Raw genomic sequence first — 18,967 nt, 5'->3', positions numbered from 1 at the left:
TTCGTTCCCCCACCTATTTTTTTGTAAAGTAATAATAGCTTGCCCCTTCATGACGTACCAAATCCGTTGCTTTATATCCATGATGAAAAAGGGCTTGAAATACCTCTCTCGTTTCATACCGCCAGACAATAGCAAGCTCCTGATTACGTTTTTTCAATTGCTGAAAACTGGAAGGAACCGCTACAAACCAGAAATCTTTTTCATGGTCTAATTTATCGGTAAAATGTTTTGTTTTTACCGGCTCCCCTTTGGAGTTAACTTCAAGCAGCAAGTTCTCTTCAGCTAACGCATCAGCGTCGTACGATAGATTTTCTTCATTAAACCACCACTCAATTTGAATTCGATCGGTCGGCAAGCCAGTATTTAACCCATCATCCATCATTCCATAATGATTCACTTTATAGGCAGCACCAACCCCGCCTAGCTTGTGTAAATTAAGATAAGCATTTAAACTCTCCAGTGGATCAAATGTCCAGGTCATCATTTCATAGCCCATTTCTCGTGCAACCTCAGCTTGTTTTTGTTTCATTTTCACGCCAAGCCCCCTGCCACGGTACGCTGGTAAAATTCCAAGCATATGCGAGCAAAGGTATGGTTTTTTTCCATCAAATCCTGCAAAGCTATACTGAAAACCAATCATTTTATCGCCATCAAAAGCCCCAAGCATGAGTCCGCCATTATAGGAAGCTGTATAGGTTTGATGGATTGGAGTCGGAGGTGCCACCCATACTGCTTCCTCCACTTCTGCCATTTGATATAATTCTTCTATCGTTGTTAGTCTTCTGATCTGTATTCCCACTGTACTTCCCCCTTATGATGAAAAATTCTCTGCTGTATGGATGAGAGCTTGCGTTAAAACTTGCGCAGCTTCTGGAATAGCTTCATGTTTAAACGTCATATTCGGATGGTGAAGGCCAGGCTTAAGATCACAACCAATCGCAAGCATCGTTGCTTTAAGATCCGGACGTTTAATCGTATAAAAATGAAAGTCATCGCCACCAGTTGTTGTAATCATTGGAGCTAATTTCGATTCTCCAACCGAATCTTTAATCGACTTTTCCATGTTGGAGATTGCCTCATCGTTAATCACCGCTGCCGCTATATTGGCACCGATCTCTAAGTCAATTTCCACTCCATGATAATCGGCAAGCATTTTTGCTACGTTTTCAATTTTATCGGTTAATGCAGCCATGACCTCATTTGTTTGTGCACGTACATCCAATGAAAATGACGCACTTCCAGGTATGATATTGGCACTATCTCCACCGGCATGGAACTTCGTCATTTTCACGGTATACGGTATCATCGGATCCAAATGAATATTATTTAACTGCTGGACAAGCTCACTGCCAACCTGAATGGCATTTGCATTCAAGTGTGGTCTAGCTCCATGAGCATCCTCTCCACGTATCGTTCCTTTAAGAAAACGCGCAGCGCCATGCTGAATGGCTGGTGCAAATTGGCCATGGGCAAGTTCTTGAATAGGGCGTAAATGCATGCCATATAAAAAGTCAACATCATCCACAATTCCTTTTTCTACATATGCCAATGCACCCGTACCTTTTTCCTCTGCTGGTTGGAAAATAAATCGATAGGTTCCTAGATTACTCGAAAGATTTGAAGCTAATAGGTTGCGTAACGTTTCGATGGCAATTGTCATATGGGCATCATGGCCACAAGAATGATTAGCTTGAAAAGTACCATCTACCTCCTGCCATAAAGCATCCATATCCGCTCGTAATGCAACAACCGGCTTCCCACTTCCAACCTCAATTACCAAACCAGGACTATCCTCAAACGTCGTGATCGTACAATCATCACAACCCTCAAACAACCCACGAATATATTCCGTAGTACCATACTCCTCCCAACTCACCTCAGGATTCCGGTGCAAATGGTGAAATACATCTTCCCAATCGGTGCCCCAATCGGTGCCAGGCACCGATTGTTTTTCTCCCGAATTCGTTGTCATCATTGAAAACCCCTTTCTGTTTGTCGGTGCCTGGCACCTTCTCTCCTCCAACACGGTCTAAAGAAAAAGCTGTTAGATTATGAATCTAACAACTTTGTTCTGTGTTTGTATATATGATAGCAGATTTGGATTCATTCTTGCATTGGAAACCTTCTGCACTCCTCACCTTCCCCTAATAAAGGTGACACGCAACATGGTGTCCTTTTTTCACTTCTTTCCACTCCGGCGCTACTTCTGCACAAATATCTTTAGCTAACGGACACCTAGTACGGAAGCTGCACCCACTTGGAGGATTCATTGGACTAGGTAGATCCCCTGTAAGGATAATTCGCTCCCGTTGCTGCTCAATACGAGGATCCGGTATCGGAACAGCAGACATCAGCGCCTTCGTATACGGATGCAATGGATCTTGATACAATTCCTCACTTGTCGTCAGCTCCACCATTTTCCCTAAATACATGACCGCAACCCGATCACTAATATATTTTACCATCGATAGATCATGTGCAATGAATAAATACGTTAACCCTCGATCTCGTTGCAGCTCTTTTAATAGATTAACTACCTGTGCTTGGATAGAAACATCCAAGGCTGCAATAGGCTCGTCCGCTATAATAAATTCTGGATTCACTGCCAAGGAACGAGCAATTCCAATCCGTTGCCTTTGCCCACCACTAAATTCATGCGGATAGCGTTTGGCATGATTTTTCGAAAGTCCTACTAATTCTAGTAACTCATAAACTCGTTCACTCAGCTCTTTTTTCATCATCTTGGGACGGTGAATCCGCAATCCTTCACTAACAATGTCTAAAACGGTAGATCTTGGGTCTAATGAAGAATAGGGATCTTGGAAAATCATTTGCATTTTTTCTTGATACTGCTTTTCTTCCTTAGGAGTTAACTTTTCCTGTAGATTTTTCCCTTTGTACAGCACATCCCCACCTGATGCGTGATAGAGGTTAAGTATGGTTCTCCCAATCGTTGATTTTCCACAACCCGATTCGCCCACAAGCCCTAATGTTTCTCCTTCATAAATATCAAACGTCACATCATCGACGGCTTTCAGCTGTTTTTTGCCCACTTTAAAATGCTTTTTTAGGTTTTTAACTTCAACTAGTTTCTGTTCTATCAACTGTTTCCCCTCCTAGGTCAGGCTTTTCAACACGAGGAGCTCGTTCATCCTGCAACCAACAAGCAACAGAATGAGTTTCAGAAAGCTTCGATTGATCTGGCATATGGCTATGACATACCTTCATCACATATGGACAACGAGCAGCAAACGGGCACCCATCATGCAACTGACTTACATCTGGTGGTGATCCTGAAATTGGAATAAGTGGTACCGATCGATCCTGGTGTAATTTTGGCATCGACTGCAACAACCCCCATGTATAGGGGTGATTCGATTCATAGAACAACTCCTCCAATGTTCCCGTTTCTACAATTTGCCCCGCGTACATTACCGCAATACGCTGTGCCATATTCACAACGACACCAAGGTCATGGGTAATAATCAAAATAGATGTTCCGGTTTTCTTCTGGATATCTTTCATCAAATCTAGTATTTGTGCCTGGATCGTTACATCAAGTGCAGTAGTCGGCTCATCTGCAATCAAAACTTTCGGATCACAGGCTAAAGCCATCGCGATAACAACCCGTTGCCTCATTCCTCCAGAAAATTCATGCGGATAGGAACTCATCCGATCCTCAGCATTGGGAATTCCTACTAACTCGAGCAATTCCTTTGCTTTTGTGATTGCTTCTTTTTTACTTACATCTTGATGCTTTATAATTCCTTCCATCACTTGTTTTCCAATTTTCATCGTAGGATTCAAAGAAGTCATCGGATCCTGGAAAACCATCGATATTTCCGACCCACGAATTTTTTCTATTTCTTTTTTATTGTATGTTAAAAGATCTTCTCCTTCATAAACAATGGAACCGTTATTAATAACCGTAGTCTTTTTCGGTAGCAACTGCATAATGCTTTTTGCTGTTACAGACTTACCGGAACCAGATTCCCCAACAATGGCTAGTGTTTCTCCCTTCTTCAGGTCAAAATTAACACCACGCACCGCTCGGATTAGGCCATTGTGTGACTGGAAAGATACGTCTAAATTTTCAACGGATAAAATCGCATCAGTCATGGTTGTCCTCCTCTGTTATTTTCTCATTTTAGGATCTAATGCATCTCGAAGGCCGTCCCCTAAAACGTTAAAACTTATCATAATCGCACTAATAATAATGGCTGGGAAGATAAGCTTGTATGAGAAAAATCTCATTTCTTGATAACCATCCTCAATCAACGTACCTAATGACGCAAGAGGTGGCTGCAACCCAAGTCCAATGAAGCTTAGAAATGCTTCAAAGAAAATTGCTGTTGGAATGGTAAACATTAACGTAACAATAATTGGTCCCATGACATTTGGGATGAGATGCTTCCACATCAAACGCTTATTGGATGCACCTAAAGCACGGGACGCAAGAACAAACTCCTGACCTTTCAATTGCAAAACCTGTCCTCGAACAATCCGCGACATATTTACCCAGCCGGTAATGACCATTGCTAAAATAATTGACGTGATTCCTGGATCCAAAATTAAAATAAACAAGATAATAAGGATTAAATTCGGTATCCCGACTAGTATCTCCACAATCCGCTGCATGACATTATCTACTCGCCCACCGTAAAAAGCAGAAACACCACCATAAATAACACCGATCACGAGGTCCAAAAATGCTGCTGTTAGCGCGATAAACAAGGAAATTTGCGTTCCTTTCCAAACCCTTGTCCATAAATCACGGCCAAATTCATCCGTACCAAACCAAGCTGGAGCATCGGTAACTTCTCTTTCAGCGTACACATTCGTACCGTGGGAATCCTCTCCGTTAAAGCCCATCCATTCCATACCTGTAACCAGTGGAGGTAAGTTAGAACGAATTAGATCTTGATCTTGATAATCGTATTGGTTCATGAGCGGCCCAACCAGAGCTAAAATTGCTATTATAATAATGGTAATAAGCCCCATTATTGCACCTTTATTTTTCAGTAACCGCTTTGCGGCTTCTACCCAAAAATTAGAGGGAGTTCCAGCTAATTCTTCTGCTTTTCCTTCCTCGAGAGGTTCGTGTACAAATAGATCATCGGTAATTTCAGGTTTATGATGTGCCATCTTTCTTCCCTCCTCCGATGCTAATTCGTGGGTCTAAAATTCCGTATAATATATCTACAATAAATATCACAAATATAAATAAGGCACTATAAAACAATGTAATCCCCAAGATGACACTATAGTCATTTACGAGAATAGACAGTGTAAACTGTTCCCCTAACCCAGGAACAGCAAAGATTTTTTCAATAACGAGTGTTCCTGTCATGATACTTACTGCTAATGGCCCTAAAACTGTAACTACCGGAATCAACGCATTGCGGAGTACGTGGCGAAGAATAACGGTGACCTCTTTGATTCCCTTCGCTCTTGCCGTATTCACATAGTCCTGTCCTAGAACTTCTAGCATTTCGGACCGAATAAATCGGGCGACAGTTGCAATGACGAGTACCGATAATGCCAAGGACGGCATGATCGAATAACTATAATCCTTCCATAATGCAGCTGGAAGTAATCCCCATTGCACCCCGATGTAATACTGCATGAGTGCTGCAAATACGAAGGACGGAATAGACATACCAAGAACCGCTATAAATACTGCGCCATAATCGAAAATCGTATTATGCTTTAAGGCAGAAATAACTCCTAATATCAGTCCTAAAATAAGACCAATGACAACACCTTGCCCACCTATTAAGGCTGACGGACCAATGCGCTCCCCAATCATTGCATTAACGGTTCGTCCTTGAGACTGAAACGAAACACCAAGGTCGCCCTGAATTAGGTTTCCTAAATATGTAAAGTATTGGATTGCCAAAGGCTTGTCCAGGCCATATTTCGCATTCATCACTTCAAGCTGTCGATCACTTAATTTTTCAGGATTGCTAAATGGAGTACCAGGTAATAACTGCATCAAAAAGAACGTAATCGTAATAATAATTAATAACGTTACTACCATGTAACCTAGACGTTGGATTACAAATTTGACCATACGCTCACCTCACAATATGCTTATTTTTGCTGCTCTACTACCAATGTGGAGTTTTGATTCACGTGCGGAATAAATCAAAAAGGGGATGCAACCACACGCATCCCCTTAATCACATCAAATTATTCTACATCTATCCATTTATACTCATATTCTGGTGCAGCAGGATGACGAACTAAACCTTTGATGTTTGTACGTGTAAGTAATGAATCAGCACGTTGATATAATGGAGCAATATGCATTTCATCAAGTAATTGTTTCTCTGCATCTAACATTAATTGATAGCGAGTTGCTGCATCGGTTTCTACTTTAGCATCAGCTACTAATTGATCGAATGTTTCATCAGAGTAATCCATACGGTTTGCTGGTCCATCTGTCACCCACATGTCAATATAAGTCATTGGATCACTATAGTCTGGACCCCAAGTGGAAACAACCATATCATATTCAACTGCTTTTTCTTGCTCAAGGCGTGCCTCAAATGGTACGGTTTTAATTTCTAGAGTTAATCCCGGTAAATTGGTCTCAAGCTGATTTTTTAGGTATTCTGCACTTTTCACATGATTCTCATCATCAGCTACCGTTAGCGCAACCTCAAATCCGTCACTACCAATTTCCGAAAGACCTTCCTCCCATAGCTCTTGTGCTTCTTCTACGGATCCCTGATTAAATTCTCCATTTAATTCTCGGAAGTCCTTCTCTTCATCTGGAGAATAAGAGAATTCATAAGGTACTAATGAATAAAGCGGCACAGAACCATTATTTAAAATCGTATCTGTTAACCCTTTTTTATCAATTGCCATATCAATTGCTTGGCGGATATTGGCGTTTTGGAATTGTTCTAGGTTATGGTTGAAACGCATAAATACAATCGATGGTCTTACCTCTGTGTTAAAGCTTTCATCACTTTGAAATTCATCAACATATGCAGAGGATAATAAAATTCGATCTACCGCTTCTGTTTCCCATAAGTTAACTCCTGTGGATGTTTCTTTTACGACATTCACGTTTATTTCATCGACATTTACAGCGTCAGCATCCCAATAGTTAGGATTCTTTTTATACGTCCACCCTTGGTCATGCTGCCAAGAATCTAAAACAAATGGTCCATTAAATAAAATATTTTCGGCTTCTACTCCATAACCGTCTCCCATTTCTTCAACAAATGCTTGATTTTGTGGTAAGAAGACTGGGAAGGTTAGTAGTTGAGTAAATAAAGCATTTGGTCCCTCAAGCGTGACAACTAATGTCTTATCATCTTCTGCCACTACCCCTAGTTCATCTGGTGATTTTTCACCATCAATGATAGCAGAAGCATTCTCGATTCCTGCTGTTTCAAACATGACATTGTAATGACCAACCACTTCAAAAATGCGCTTCCATGAATATTCGAAGTCATGTGCTGTTACTGGATCTCCATTACTCCACTGTGCATCACGAAGCGTAAACGTGTGAACGGTTCCATCCTCGCTAATTTGATGATCCTCAGCCATTGCTAACTCCGGATTATGATTTTCATTGCCACGATACAGTCCTTCATTTACATTGTTCAGTACAGTAAACGCAATCCCATCATGAGCATGCGCGGAATCTAACGTTGGAATATCTGCTGTTTGCGTTAGGTTGATTACTTTCTCTCCACTTGTATCCCCTTCTGATTCCGAATTTTCATTATTGGTATCATTTTCCGATGTTGTGTCCTCATTATCAGATGTTGCATCTTCGGAACCATTGTCAAAACCACATCCAGCTGCAAAAATCATAAAAGCAGCCACGAATAGAAAAAAGATAAATTTCTTCACAAAATTTCCCCCTTGTTATACATCGTATTTAGTTGAATATTCAAACATTTTAATGACTACTATTTATGAATAAACGTAAAATTTAAAAATTATCCCCTCCTGTACCCAAACAGTCCCCACATTTACGACTGCGAGTATGTGTAGTTGTATTTGAAATGATGGGAAAACATTCTTATATTCCTCATCATTGCATAACTCCTATAAGTGAATCTTCATCCGTGAGGCTTATTCATACCAACAGATTATGTTGATAAGCGAATCAATATTTTTAGGGAGTTCATCCTTCGCCCAAATCTATTTATTTAGTTGAACTTTCCAAGGCAAGGATCTTCATACCCATAAAAAACGAGGGGCAAAATTAGCTATTTTTACGATATTCGAAATTAATAGAAAAATTTAATTAAATACTATATTAACACATTTTTAAAGAAATGACTAGATTAATAGAAAAATTGCCACTATAATAAATTACATTAAGGTTTGTTGAAGTTGGAGGCAGCCCGATGTTACGTACAACGATGCGAATACTAGTAATCACAATTATTTCTTCTTTAATCATAACAGGTCTTTATTCGTTTACATTCTGGAATTGGATCAATACATTATTTTTATGCTCCCTTTTTCTCACCATAACTGGTGCTGTAATGCATATTATTCAGGTAGGTTTCTTCAACGGAATTATTAAAAGTTTTCATTACTTTTTTAAAAAAGTAAATAAAAGAGAAGAGGTAGTTAATCAAGTAGAAAATAGAGATCCAAACCTAACTATTCCTTCTATTACATTACCAATTCGGATCCCACTATTTATTTCTGGGGGTAGTTTACTTGTCGTGTCTACTGTTGTTTCACTGTTTCTCTAATAGAAATACCAGCACCAGCTGATGACTATACCAATGTTTTTGCCATCACAAAATTCACAAATTCTATTCCTTGGTAGCATTTGTTTTGCTTTCTAACTACGTCAAACCCTTTTGCTAAAAAAAATGGTTTGGCTGTAATACTAGCCTCCGTAGTAATGGGTGTCATCCCTTTTGTTCTAGCTGTTCTTTCAAGGCTTTGTAATAGTTTCGTCGCAATACCTTTGCCCTGAAAATTTTTATGTGTAAAAAGTAAGTCAATCTCCCCTTGATCGTTTAGATTTCCAAATCCAACGATAAACCTTCCTCTACTACATAAGTTGTACTTTCGGTTAAGCGTTTGTGCCAGCTCTCCTCCTGCCCATCGGCTCCAGCAGCCCATTTCGCTACTTGTATTGCAGAATAATCTTTGCGATTAACTGTACGGATTGTTTCTTGAAACAGCTCCATTATCGCTGTCGTATCCTGTTTTTGATACATTCTAATTTGCATGACAGCCACCACCTTTTTTTGTATACCTTATCATAAAAACGAAAGTGCATGCGCCCGTTAAAACTCGTATAACTGGACGAAACTGCAGGAGATACAGGAAAACATCTCCCTGCTAAAAGGGGAGGTCGACGTAGTCTGTAAAGGCTGGTTTTAGTCTACCTACCTTAAAATACATGGAACTGATGTTACCTTTCACCACAAGGGTATAAGTGCGACTAAACCTTTGGCAGAGCCAGTCCGTTAGCAATCGCGCTGAGACTCCGCATTCGCAAAGACCGCTCACTGTGGGGTCTCAGCGTCTTCGCTTTCCCACAGGTGCGTTAATGTCCAAACATTTTAATCTAAGTTACCCTTCGCAAAATAAGAACCACTTCAACAGCGGGTGGCCAAGGAAGTTACGCTTGGCGCTGGAGCTGGCTTTTCCTGTAATGAACGAAATAAGTCTCCAAATTTTTAACTTTACTTAATTTATAAAAAAACTACTTGAATCAGGAGAAAATCTCCATTGATTAAGTAGCTTTCACTGTCGACCAGTCGCTTACATTCGATCCCCATTAAAAATCGAATTTCGTACAATAACATAATCCACTTCACGAATTGCTGCTAAGGAGGTTCCACCAGCATACGAAATAGAAGACTGCAGGTCCTGTTCCATTTCTGTCAACGTATCCTGCAATATTCCTTTATATTCTACAATCATTTTCTTACCCTCTACGTTTTTCTTCTCCCCTTTTTGGAATTCAGATGCGGACCCGAAATATTCCTTGTAGCGAACCCCATCCTTTTCAACTAATTCGCCAGGTGACTCTTCATGCCCTGCAAAAAGGGAACCAATCATAACCATTGTTGCACCAAAGCGAATGGATTTTGCAATATCCCCATGTGTACGGATACCACCATCGGCAATAATTGGTTTTGTTGCCACTTCAGCACAAGCTTTAACTGCTGCTAACTGCCAGCCACCCGTACCAAAACCTGTTTTGATTTTTGTAATACATACTTTCCCTGGACCGATTCCAACTTTTGTTGCATCAGCACCTGCTTGCTCCAAATCTTTCACTGCTTCAGGAGTTCCCACATTACCCGCAATAACGAAGGTTTGTGGTAAATGCTTCTTAATATGCTGGATCATGTCTATTACTGCATTGGAATGGCCATGTGCAATATCTATTGTAATATAATCTGGTATTAGTTGTTTTTCCTTTAATCGTTCTACGAATTCATATTCTTCTGCTTTAACACCGACACTAATCGAAGCAATCAACGAACGCGCTTTCATGTCCTCAATAAAAGAAATACGATTTTCTGCTTCAAATCGGTGCATAATATAAAAGTAACCATTCTCCGCTAAATAACGCGCAATGTTCTCGTCGATAATTGTCTGCATATTAGCAGGGACAACCGGTAGCTTAAACGTGTTTTCTCCGAGCGTTACCGTTGTATCACATTCTGATCTACTGTCTACCACACACTTTCGTGGAATTAATTGAATATCTTCGTAATCAAATATGTTTTCCATGATTTACACCCCTAAATACGAATGTTTATTTATATTTTATGAAAATCATTCGCCTTTAGTAATGTACCTCATTTTAACGAAGATGTCAAAAGATATTTGGTGCCAGGCACCTGTCGAAATTCGACAGGTGCCTGGCACCGTATTGTTTTACTATCCTCGAACTAATTTTGAGCGTAGTCGATTCGAGAACAATTCAACAATAAGTATTAGGAGTACTAAGCCAATTAATATTGATCCAACTTCTGTCCACCGATATCCATTCATGGCAAAAATCAATGGGGCACCAATTCCTCCAGCTCCAACTAACCCTAGAACAGAAGCTTCACGTAAATTCATGTCAAAGCGATAAATCATTATAGATAGAAACATTGAAAATAACTGAGGAATGATACCGTATCGAATTTTCTCCATTGTAGAACACCCCAATGAAGCCATTGACTCCAGCACATCAGTATCTAAATCCTCAATAGCATCAACAAACAATTTAGATAGCATCCCAATCGATACGAAGGCGATCGTAAGTACTCCGGCAAATGGACCAGGACCCGTTACCCGAATCAGCATCAGCCCATATACCAATGCTGGAACGGTACGAACCACAATCAGTAACAATCTTATAATATAGGCAACCAGAGATGGTACAATGGAACTAGCAGAGAGAAAAGCAAGTGGAATGGCTAAAATAGATCCAATAATCGTTCCTAAAAAAGCGATAGCAATTGTTTCCATTAATAAATACATAATGCCACTAGAAGTGAAATCAAATAAAAGATCCAAATCTGGGTTTAACAAACCCTTTACAAGATTTGAAGCGATAACCATTCCACTTTGCTCTATGTTATTAAAGTTTAAGGCTGTAATGGACCAGGTAAACAATAGTAAGATAATTACAGTAACCATTAATAGATAACGGTTGTTTTTTGGTGCATTATGTAGCTGTTTCTCCAATGTCATCATGACTAGCAAACTCCCTTTACATTAATTTTTTTCGAAAATGTTCGCTAACGGTTTCAATAAGGAATACCGTAACAACTAGTAAGAGTAGAATCATTCCTACACTTGAATAATCTCGCCATCCAAGGTTCTCGTTCAATATTAGCCCGATTCCACCTGCACCAACATAGCCTAGAATGGCTGCATATCGAACATTTCCTTCAAAACAAAAGAGTGAAGTAGATAAATAATTTGGGAGAATTTGTGGGATAACCGCATAACGAAACGCTTGTATTCTTGTCATTCCGATTGCTTCCATCGCCTCAAATGCATCCATATCAACATTTTCAATTTGTTCATATAATAATTTTCCCACATACGCTAATGTAAAAAGAAAAATCGCCACCGTTCCAGCCGTTGTACCTAATCCAAATATAAATGTAGCAATTAATGCAGAAACGAGAGTAGGTAAGGTCCGCAACAGACTAAGAAGTACCTTACTCGCAATTGCTATCACTTTATTTGTCATGATATTTACTGAGGCAAGCATCGCTACGGGAATGGCAGCTAATGCCCCTATACCGGAACCAAGTAAGGACATTTTAATCGTATCCAATAACGCTTCCCATAGTTTCGATGTATATTGCCAGTTCGGTGGCAACATTTCCCAAACAATAACAAAAAATTCATTCCAACGGTCCTTAATTATGGAAATTTCAAAGTTCGTTAATTGAATGGAATAGTAAATCGAAATAATTAGTACTAATAGGATGAGTGGTGTTTTGGAACGTTTTTCTAAGACAATTTTCCCATTCGGAAGGACCATTTTTTTTGGTCGAAAAATTTTATCATACATATGCTTCCTCCTGTTCTATGGTCTCCATATCTTCACGTTTTCCACCATAAATATCGTCTAAAATGTCCTGCGTAACATCCGCTGCCTTCCCGTCATAAACAATCTCGCCTTTTCGTACACCTATAATTCGGTCTGCATACTCCAACGCAACCTCTACATGATGGATATTCATGAGGATGGTCATTTCCATATTTTGATTAATGTCCTTAAGATCGTCCATTACTTGTTTTGAAGTAACTGGATCTAATGATGCAATTGGTTCATCCGCCAAAATAATATCAGGGTGCTGTGCTAAGGTTCGAGCTAGAGAAACACGTTGCTGCTGTCCACCAGAAAGCTGATCAACCCGGACGTATGCTTTATCTAAAATACCCACCTTATCGAGCGCTGTTAGAGCTTGGAATTTATGCTGTTTCGAAAAAACACCAGTCCATTTCCTCCATAACGGAGCATCTGGAACAAAGGAAACAAGTACGTTCTTTAATACTGTAGTTCTCGTAACTAAATTAAAGGATTGAAAAATCATCCCAATTTTCCTACGAAAGCGACGAATCTCCTTTCCTTTTAATGTTGCTACATCAATATTGTTAACGATTAATTTCCCCTTTGTTATATCATGCATGCGATTGATACAACGTAATAAGGTGGATTTGCCGGCACCTGACAGCCCAATAATCGCAACAAACTCTCCCTGTTCTATCTTTAGATTAATTGCATGCAGTGCCTTTACTTCGTTTGTATAGGTTTTGTGGACATCGATAAATTCAATCATCAAAAGAAATCTCCAATCTAAGGAATTGAACTTGCTTCGCTCTTTTAGCACGATGGAATGAAAATAAGAACACCAGGATTGATGTCCTTATTCATAGCAGTTTTTAATGGTTACTGCTAACTAAATCCGTGAAGGGGGCCTGTAACCCATACTTAAAGTTAAATCAACGGATAGTTTTTACAACCGTTTCCTTGAATTTCTGTGTTGATTTCTTACTACCCGTTGCATGTGGGGTAAAATACCCCTAATTTAAGCTTTGAACAATTTTTTGTGCTTCTCGTTCATGATCATAGTCAGAATCCTGAGCCTTTTGGTATCCTTCATGACTATAAATACTAATAACTTCTTTGCCTTCTTCGCTTTCTCCTATATTAATAAATGCTTCCTGTATTGCAGATTTCAAATCATCATCCATAATATCTGAGTTCTTGCTCACACTTACCGTATCATTATAGATTCCCGGGGTTACTCCAATTACATTGGTTTCATCCCAAATAGACGCATCACGACCAAAATCATCTGTCCAGCTTTGTTCATTATCTCTTCTAGCATCTGCATACGTTACTAAAATATCGGTTTGCCCTGCAGCTAAACGAGCGAAAGCACTACCATAGGAATCGGCTTGAACAACCTGATCTAGATCTGTGATCGTCTTATTATAATTTTCTTGAAGCCATAATGCTGGATAGATATAGCCTGCTGGTGATGAAGATGACATAACAGACCAGGACGCTTCATTTAATTCATCAAAGGTCAATTCTTCACCATTGTTCACTTTATCTGCCAATGCTTGTCCTTTTTCAGATGGTCCTGCAATTAATAATGCACGGTAATACGTTACTTGATCGTCCCTAGGCTCGGTTGGTTTATTTTCGTTCCAATCTTTCGCTGCATCAGAATCATTACTTAATCCGGCACGAGTTGCAGTTAAAGCAACCTCTGCTCCGTCATCATATAAAACATATGTACCACCTGGAATCAGACCCACATCTGTTGTACCAGCTGAAAGAGCTTCTCCTACAGCCTCATAGTTCGTTCCAACTGTTATATCAATATTTCCTACATCGTAGCCTAAAGATGCTAATTCCTCCGTTAACAAATTCTTTAATGGTTCAGTAGCTGTAATGATCTCATCTGGATCTCTTGAAGGTACGAATCCAATCGAAAGTTCATCAATTTCGATATTTCCTTCTCCAGAATCATTCTCACCAGTTGCTTCTGTTTTGCTGGTATCAACTGAATTATTTCCTGAACTTTCTTGGTCATTCGAACACCCAATAATAAAAACAATCATTAGCACAGCCATTACCATGAATAACATTTTATTTTTCATATCCGATTCTCCCCTCTGTAATTTATGAAACACAACTATCATAACCAACAACTATTAATCTACTTTAAATTTCATGTAAAACATTGGTAAATAAAAAAAGAGTCAGCTCATCCCTTTAAAGGTGAACTACTCCACGTTATAAAATAATTTGCACATCTTATCCTATGCCATCCCCTGTAGAGCATTTCCATTCAGCTGTAAACGATGATCTGTAACGTGACAATCAGAAAGGATGAGATATGGTCTGGTGCGTGGATATATTCTCTTGAGTAGTCTGATTGGGATATGACTAACTGTTAAAGAGATTTCACTTGCGAGCGCAACAATCTTTGCTGTCCCATTGATTTGAGTAGAATGAGTTAGTCAGAAGAATTGGTATACCTAGCCCCTTTTGCATGCGTTGCCTTTTGAAAAAGCCTTTGTAAAACACACTGTTCAAAATTTTGATTAACCATGTGAAATAGGTGATTATCCTGATCATATAAAAATTTCATCATTCCATTCACCCTTTTCGTATTGATAATTTTGCCTTTAAATTTATCAAACGAAATACAGCACGGCTACAATCAAACAGACACAAACCTTAACCAAAAAGCGCATGGTACACCTCCGTTTACGAATTTACGCATGGTTTTTCCTTGGTGGCGGCTTCTTTAACATTTTTTTCACTGAAAAAATTCTTAAACTAGTCTGTGCTGATCTAAGAAATCTGACACGAAATTTTTGATTACCAGAAGCGTAATCCAAATTGGAAAAGTAATTATTTTTAAAGGGATGGTATAACCCTATCCACCCTATAATAAAAATTGAATTTGATCGATTTAATTCTTGTGCTCCTATCCCGGTGATAGGTTGATTGACAACAGACATCACTTCCTTTTGCATTAACCTCGTAGCAATCAAATAGCTCATTCCTATCCCGGCAAAAGACTTATTTCTTTCCAATTAATCGCCTCCTAGAATATGAATATCATTTACTTACAAGTATTCCATATAACCTTCAACTCTTTATAAACTTACTGTAATTTTACTGTAAAAAAATGAACACCAATCAATAGTCTAACAACTAATAATTGATGTTCGTTTTATATAAAAAGGGGGGTACACATTATTAAGATTTTTGTTTTGTTCATTGGTTTTCATGGGATCGATGGTTCAAATACGTACATACTCCTCATTTCGCCTGACTTTCTTGTAAACGACGAATAATAATAACGGAAAAACTAGTACATACATAAATCCTTTACGAAACGATTTGACCTTTATAGGATTACAGTTATTCATATAATTCCTCCCCATACTATTTTCCTCCAACTACTGAACATCTATCTACATTATAATCCCCGTTTATTAACACCACATTAAGCATGAATAAATAAATTGTAAAAATAATACTACCTAGTGTAGTTCAATGTCGGCATCGGTGCCAGGCACCTGTCGAAATTCGACAGGTGCCTGGCACCGACAAAATTCGACATTTATCCTTCGTTCTTTAGTGTTCGAATGATATCTTCTAATTCTGTGGTTAGGTTATTTAATTTATTGGACACCTCGACGGTTGTTTCGGTTAACTCATGCTGGCGATCCGTAGCATGCATTCCTTCTTTTGTCCCAGAAACAGATTGTTTCGCAGATTCCGTAATCTGTTCCATGGATGTATTCATCCTCTCTGAAGACTGAGCCAATTCTTTCGTTAAAGAAGAAACTCCTTGCACTTGGGAAGCAACGTTATTCGATGATTTGGTAATTTGTTGAAATACTTGATTTGATTTTTCTGCAACGCTCAAACCTTCGCTTGTAGAACCGTTAACATGTTCCATATACTGAACAGATTGATCCGTCTCGGATAAAATTTGTTGGATAATCTCTGAAATATTTTTCGTAGCTTCCTGCGATTGTTCCGCTAACTTTCGAACTTCTTCTGCAACTACTGCAAAGCCTTTTCCAGATTCACCTGCTCTGGCAGCTTCGATGGACGCGTTCAAAGCTAGTAGATTTGTTTGCTCGGAAATATCGGAAATGACTTCCACAATATTTTCAATGGATTGGGAGCGTTGGAGAAGTTCTTTAACCTTCGTATAAGACTCATCTACATTTTTATTAATCTCTTTCATTTGCATTAATAAACGCTCGATTAATTTGCTTCCATGTTGAGCATCTTCTGCAGACGAAGTTGAATTCATTGCAACCGTTTGTGCCGTATCATTAATACTTTTAATTCCTTCATTTATTTGAGAAATAGCGTCCATGTTATCCTCAATTAAATCCAATTGATGCTCAATACTAGATGATACTTGTTTCATAGAAGCCGCTAATTGTCCACTAGCATCATAGGACCCTTTTGTATTAGTGGTTAATGTTTCAGATACAGTTGATATCTGACCAGAAGTTGTTGATAAACGACCAACAATATCCTCAATTATGTTTTTTCGTTGTTCTTTTTGTTTCTCCTGATAGAAAGCTTCAATTTTTTTGCCATTATGTACTTGCCAGCTTACTGCAGTTGATGTAAGGACTAGGAAAATTGCATGCCACAAAAACATCGAAAACATATAATTTTCCACACCAAACACAATTTCTGGAAAAAATAAAAGACCTAGTAGATGTTGCACCGCAAAAATAACAGTCATTAACAAAATCAATTTGATTTCTTGATAGTATCCTAAAGCTGCAACCACCATGAAAATACTAAAATGAAACTCCACTCTACCACTACCACCGGCAATAATGGCAATACTTCCAAACGTTAGTACTAATGTCAAAAGATATGGGATAAGACGGTGCGTTTTGTTCTTACGATATAAAATCAAACTTATTGCGATTAGTATGATTGGTAAAATAAACAATGTATGTAGTGCTACTCCATATTGTGCCTCGATTTCAGAGGTAGTCACCATACTTCCATTTCCATGGGAGAAATCGAATAAATGAAACCCTCTTCCTAAAATCGTAATAATAACCATCAATAAGACCACGGCACCCGCCATCAGATGCATCAGTTTATTTCTCTCTTTCTTCATTATTAAAACCCCTTTGTTTTTAATTGTACAAAAAATTGATATACTACCCCTATATTCAATTATCGACTTAAATCTATCAAATTGAAATAATATATTTCCACTACAAAATTCTGTAGGTGCCAGGCACCGAGTTTGATCACGTAATTATTTTTTAAGGGGGATTATCATGAAAATTGTTGTCGCACCTGATTCATTTAAAGGAAGTTTAACATCTACAGAAGCATCACAAACGATGAAGAAAGCAATCCTTGATCTTGGATATGAAGATACGGTCGTTACCAAACCAATGGCAGATGGTGGGGAAGGAACCGTAGATGCGTTATTAACTGCTTCGGAAGGAACTGGCATCCCAATTACATGCACCGGTCCATTAGGTGAAAAAATCAACACTTATTATGGTATTTTAGAGGATCAAACGGCAATTATTGAGGTAGCTAATGTTGCTGGCCTCCCCCAAGTACCAGCCACCAAACGAAACCCAGATGCCACCACCACCTATGGTTTAGGCGAGGTCATCTTAGATGCACTTAATCGCGGTTGTAAAAATATCATTATTGGACTTGGAGGGAGTGCAACAAATGATGCCGGTCTCGGTATGCTATTAGCACTTGGCATGGAAGCATTTGATAAGAACGAAAATCCAATTGGAATTTTTGGACGTGACCTAGCAAACATCGATCGCATAAATGTAGAAAACTTAGAGCCACGGTTAAATGATATACAAATACAGGTTGCTTGTGATGTCGATAATCCTCTATACGGAGAAAAAGGGGCTAGTGCAGTGTATGGTCCACAAAAAGGAGCCAAGGAAGAACAGATAATGTCCTATGACACTGCGATGAAGAACTTTGCAAGTTTAATAGATCCAGATAACAAAAATAGCTTTGTTTCAGGTGCAGGTGCAGCTGGAGGATTAGGATTTGCCTTCTTAACACTTGGAGCAAATCTTGTATCAGGCGCCGAACTTGTAGGGGAAGCCTCTGCCATGGAACAAACGATTAGACATGCTGATCTCGTCATTACAGGAGAGGGCCAAAGTGATGAACAAACACTATATGGGAAAGCACCAGGATACATCGCAGACCTAGCAAATGCCCATGGTATACCAGTTATCCTACTTTCAGGAGCATTATCTAGAGATATAGATCCTTTACTACAAAAATTTAGTGGATGCTATTCCATCACCAATCGACCTTTATCTTTAGAATCATGCATGGACCAAGCAGAAGATTTACTGTATCAGCAAACCAAACAAGTAGTACATCTGGTTCATCGCATAAGTGAAGCCAAGCAACTAAGTTAGTTGCTTGGCT

At 39.0% G+C, this 18,967-nt stretch carries 18 protein-coding genes; 2 read left to right on the top strand and 16 right to left on the bottom strand.

What is annotated here, in order from left to right:
* Positions 1-13: 13 nt before the first annotated feature.
* The 7 genes from BMX40_RS05355 to BMX40_RS05325 form a co-directional block, all read right to left on the bottom strand.
* Positions 14-799: a GNAT family N-acetyltransferase gene (locus BMX40_RS05355; protein ID WP_090867600.1), complete on the bottom strand. Its 786-nt coding sequence runs from the start codon at positions 797-799 to the stop codon at positions 14-16.
* A gap of 12 nt (positions 800-811) precedes the next feature.
* Positions 812-1,972, bottom strand: coding sequence for a M20 peptidase aminoacylase family protein (locus tag BMX40_RS05350; protein ID WP_090867598.1), 1,161 nt, complete (start codon positions 1,970-1,972; stop codon positions 812-814).
* 172 nt (positions 1,973-2,144) lie between these two features.
* Positions 2,145-3,104: an ABC transporter ATP-binding protein gene (locus tag BMX40_RS05345; protein WP_090867596.1), complete on the bottom strand. Its 960-nt coding sequence runs from the start codon at positions 3,102-3,104 to the stop codon at positions 2,145-2,147.
* Positions 3,082-4,119 carry an ABC transporter ATP-binding protein gene (locus BMX40_RS05340; protein WP_090867594.1) on the bottom strand — a complete coding sequence of 346 codons (1,038 nt, stop codon included), beginning with the start codon at positions 4,117-4,119 and terminating at the stop codon, positions 3,082-3,084. Before BMX40_RS05340 ends, BMX40_RS05345 begins: the two co-directional genes overlap by 23 nt.
* A 15-nt stretch (positions 4,120-4,134) precedes the next feature.
* Positions 4,135-5,145 carry an oligopeptide ABC transporter permease gene (gene opp3C, locus BMX40_RS05335; protein WP_090867592.1) on the bottom strand — a complete coding sequence of 337 codons (1,011 nt, stop codon included), beginning with the start codon at positions 5,143-5,145 and terminating at the stop codon, positions 4,135-4,137.
* A complete protein-coding gene (locus BMX40_RS05330) occupies positions 5,132-6,073 on the bottom strand; it encodes an ABC transporter permease (RefSeq protein WP_090867591.1) in 942 nt (313 codons plus the stop codon). Before BMX40_RS05330 ends, opp3C begins: the two co-directional genes overlap by 14 nt.
* A gap of 119 nt (positions 6,074-6,192) precedes the next feature.
* Positions 6,193-7,872 (bottom strand): peptide ABC transporter substrate-binding protein, encoded by a 1,680-nt coding sequence (locus BMX40_RS05325; protein ID WP_244513364.1) that lies wholly within the window; start codon positions 7,870-7,872, stop codon positions 6,193-6,195.
* A gap of 503 nt (positions 7,873-8,375) precedes the next feature.
* Here BMX40_RS05325 and BMX40_RS05320 point away from each other — a divergent pair.
* Positions 8,376-8,732, top strand: coding sequence for a DUF3899 domain-containing protein (locus BMX40_RS05320; RefSeq protein ID WP_090867588.1), 357 nt, complete (start codon positions 8,376-8,378; stop codon positions 8,730-8,732).
* Between the two features lie 25 nt (positions 8,733-8,757).
* Here the strand turns inward: BMX40_RS05320 and BMX40_RS20895 are convergent, their stop codons facing one another.
* From BMX40_RS20895 to BMX40_RS05280, 9 genes are all read right to left on the bottom strand, one after another.
* Positions 8,758-8,991, bottom strand: coding sequence for a GNAT family N-acetyltransferase (locus BMX40_RS20895; protein ID WP_425287844.1), 234 nt, complete (start codon positions 8,989-8,991; stop codon positions 8,758-8,760).
* A 14-nt stretch (positions 8,992-9,005) separates the two neighbouring features.
* On the bottom strand, positions 9,006-9,221 hold the full coding sequence (locus tag BMX40_RS19930; RefSeq protein ID WP_139177913.1) for a GNAT family protein: 216 nt from the start codon (positions 9,219-9,221) through the stop codon (positions 9,006-9,008).
* 538 nt (positions 9,222-9,759) lie between these two features.
* Positions 9,760-10,740 (bottom strand): GMP reductase, encoded by a 981-nt coding sequence (gene guaC, locus BMX40_RS05310; RefSeq protein ID WP_090867584.1) that lies wholly within the window; start codon positions 10,738-10,740, stop codon positions 9,760-9,762.
* Between the two features lie 150 nt (positions 10,741-10,890).
* The gene (phnE, locus tag BMX40_RS05305) at positions 10,891-11,697 is read right to left on the bottom strand and encodes a phosphonate ABC transporter, permease protein PhnE (RefSeq protein WP_090867582.1); all 807 of its coding nucleotides are present in this window, start codon (positions 11,695-11,697) and stop codon (positions 10,891-10,893) included.
* Positions 11,698-11,713: 16 nt separating this feature from the next.
* On the bottom strand, positions 11,714-12,529 hold the full coding sequence (phnE, locus tag BMX40_RS05300) for a phosphonate ABC transporter, permease protein PhnE (RefSeq protein ID WP_090867580.1): 816 nt from the start codon (positions 12,527-12,529) through the stop codon (positions 11,714-11,716).
* On the bottom strand, positions 12,522-13,301 hold the full coding sequence (gene phnC, locus BMX40_RS05295; RefSeq protein ID WP_090867576.1) for a phosphonate ABC transporter ATP-binding protein: 780 nt from the start codon (positions 13,299-13,301) through the stop codon (positions 12,522-12,524). The genes phnE (BMX40_RS05300) and phnC overlap by 8 nt, the downstream gene beginning before the upstream one ends.
* Before the next feature lie 244 nt (positions 13,302-13,545).
* Positions 13,546-14,634 carry a phosphate/phosphite/phosphonate ABC transporter substrate-binding protein gene (locus BMX40_RS05290; protein ID WP_090867574.1) on the bottom strand — a complete coding sequence of 363 codons (1,089 nt, stop codon included), beginning with the start codon at positions 14,632-14,634 and terminating at the stop codon, positions 13,546-13,548.
* 621 nt (positions 14,635-15,255) lie between these two features.
* Positions 15,256-15,579: a hypothetical protein gene (locus BMX40_RS05285; RefSeq protein WP_090867573.1), complete on the bottom strand. Its 324-nt coding sequence runs from the start codon at positions 15,577-15,579 to the stop codon at positions 15,256-15,258.
* A 533-nt stretch (positions 15,580-16,112) separates the two neighbouring features.
* Positions 16,113-17,654 carry a methyl-accepting chemotaxis protein gene (locus BMX40_RS05280; protein WP_090867571.1) on the bottom strand — a complete coding sequence of 514 codons (1,542 nt, stop codon included), beginning with the start codon at positions 17,652-17,654 and terminating at the stop codon, positions 16,113-16,115.
* Between the two features lie 166 nt (positions 17,655-17,820).
* On the opposite strand from BMX40_RS05280, the gene BMX40_RS05275 reads away from it, so the two are divergent.
* Positions 17,821-18,957 carry a glycerate kinase gene (locus BMX40_RS05275; protein WP_090867569.1) on the top strand — a complete coding sequence of 379 codons (1,137 nt, stop codon included), beginning with the start codon at positions 17,821-17,823 and terminating at the stop codon, positions 18,955-18,957.
* The last annotated feature ends 10 nt before the right edge of the window (positions 18,958-18,967 follow it).

It is taken from the genome of Oceanobacillus limi, from assembly GCF_900111445.1.
GTDB classification, from domain to species: domain Bacteria; phylum Bacillota; class Bacilli; order Bacillales; family Amphibacillaceae; genus Ornithinibacillus; species Ornithinibacillus limi.
The sequence above is the reverse complement of the archived record's forward strand: the minus strand, read 5'-3'. Positions and strand labels throughout refer to the sequence as shown.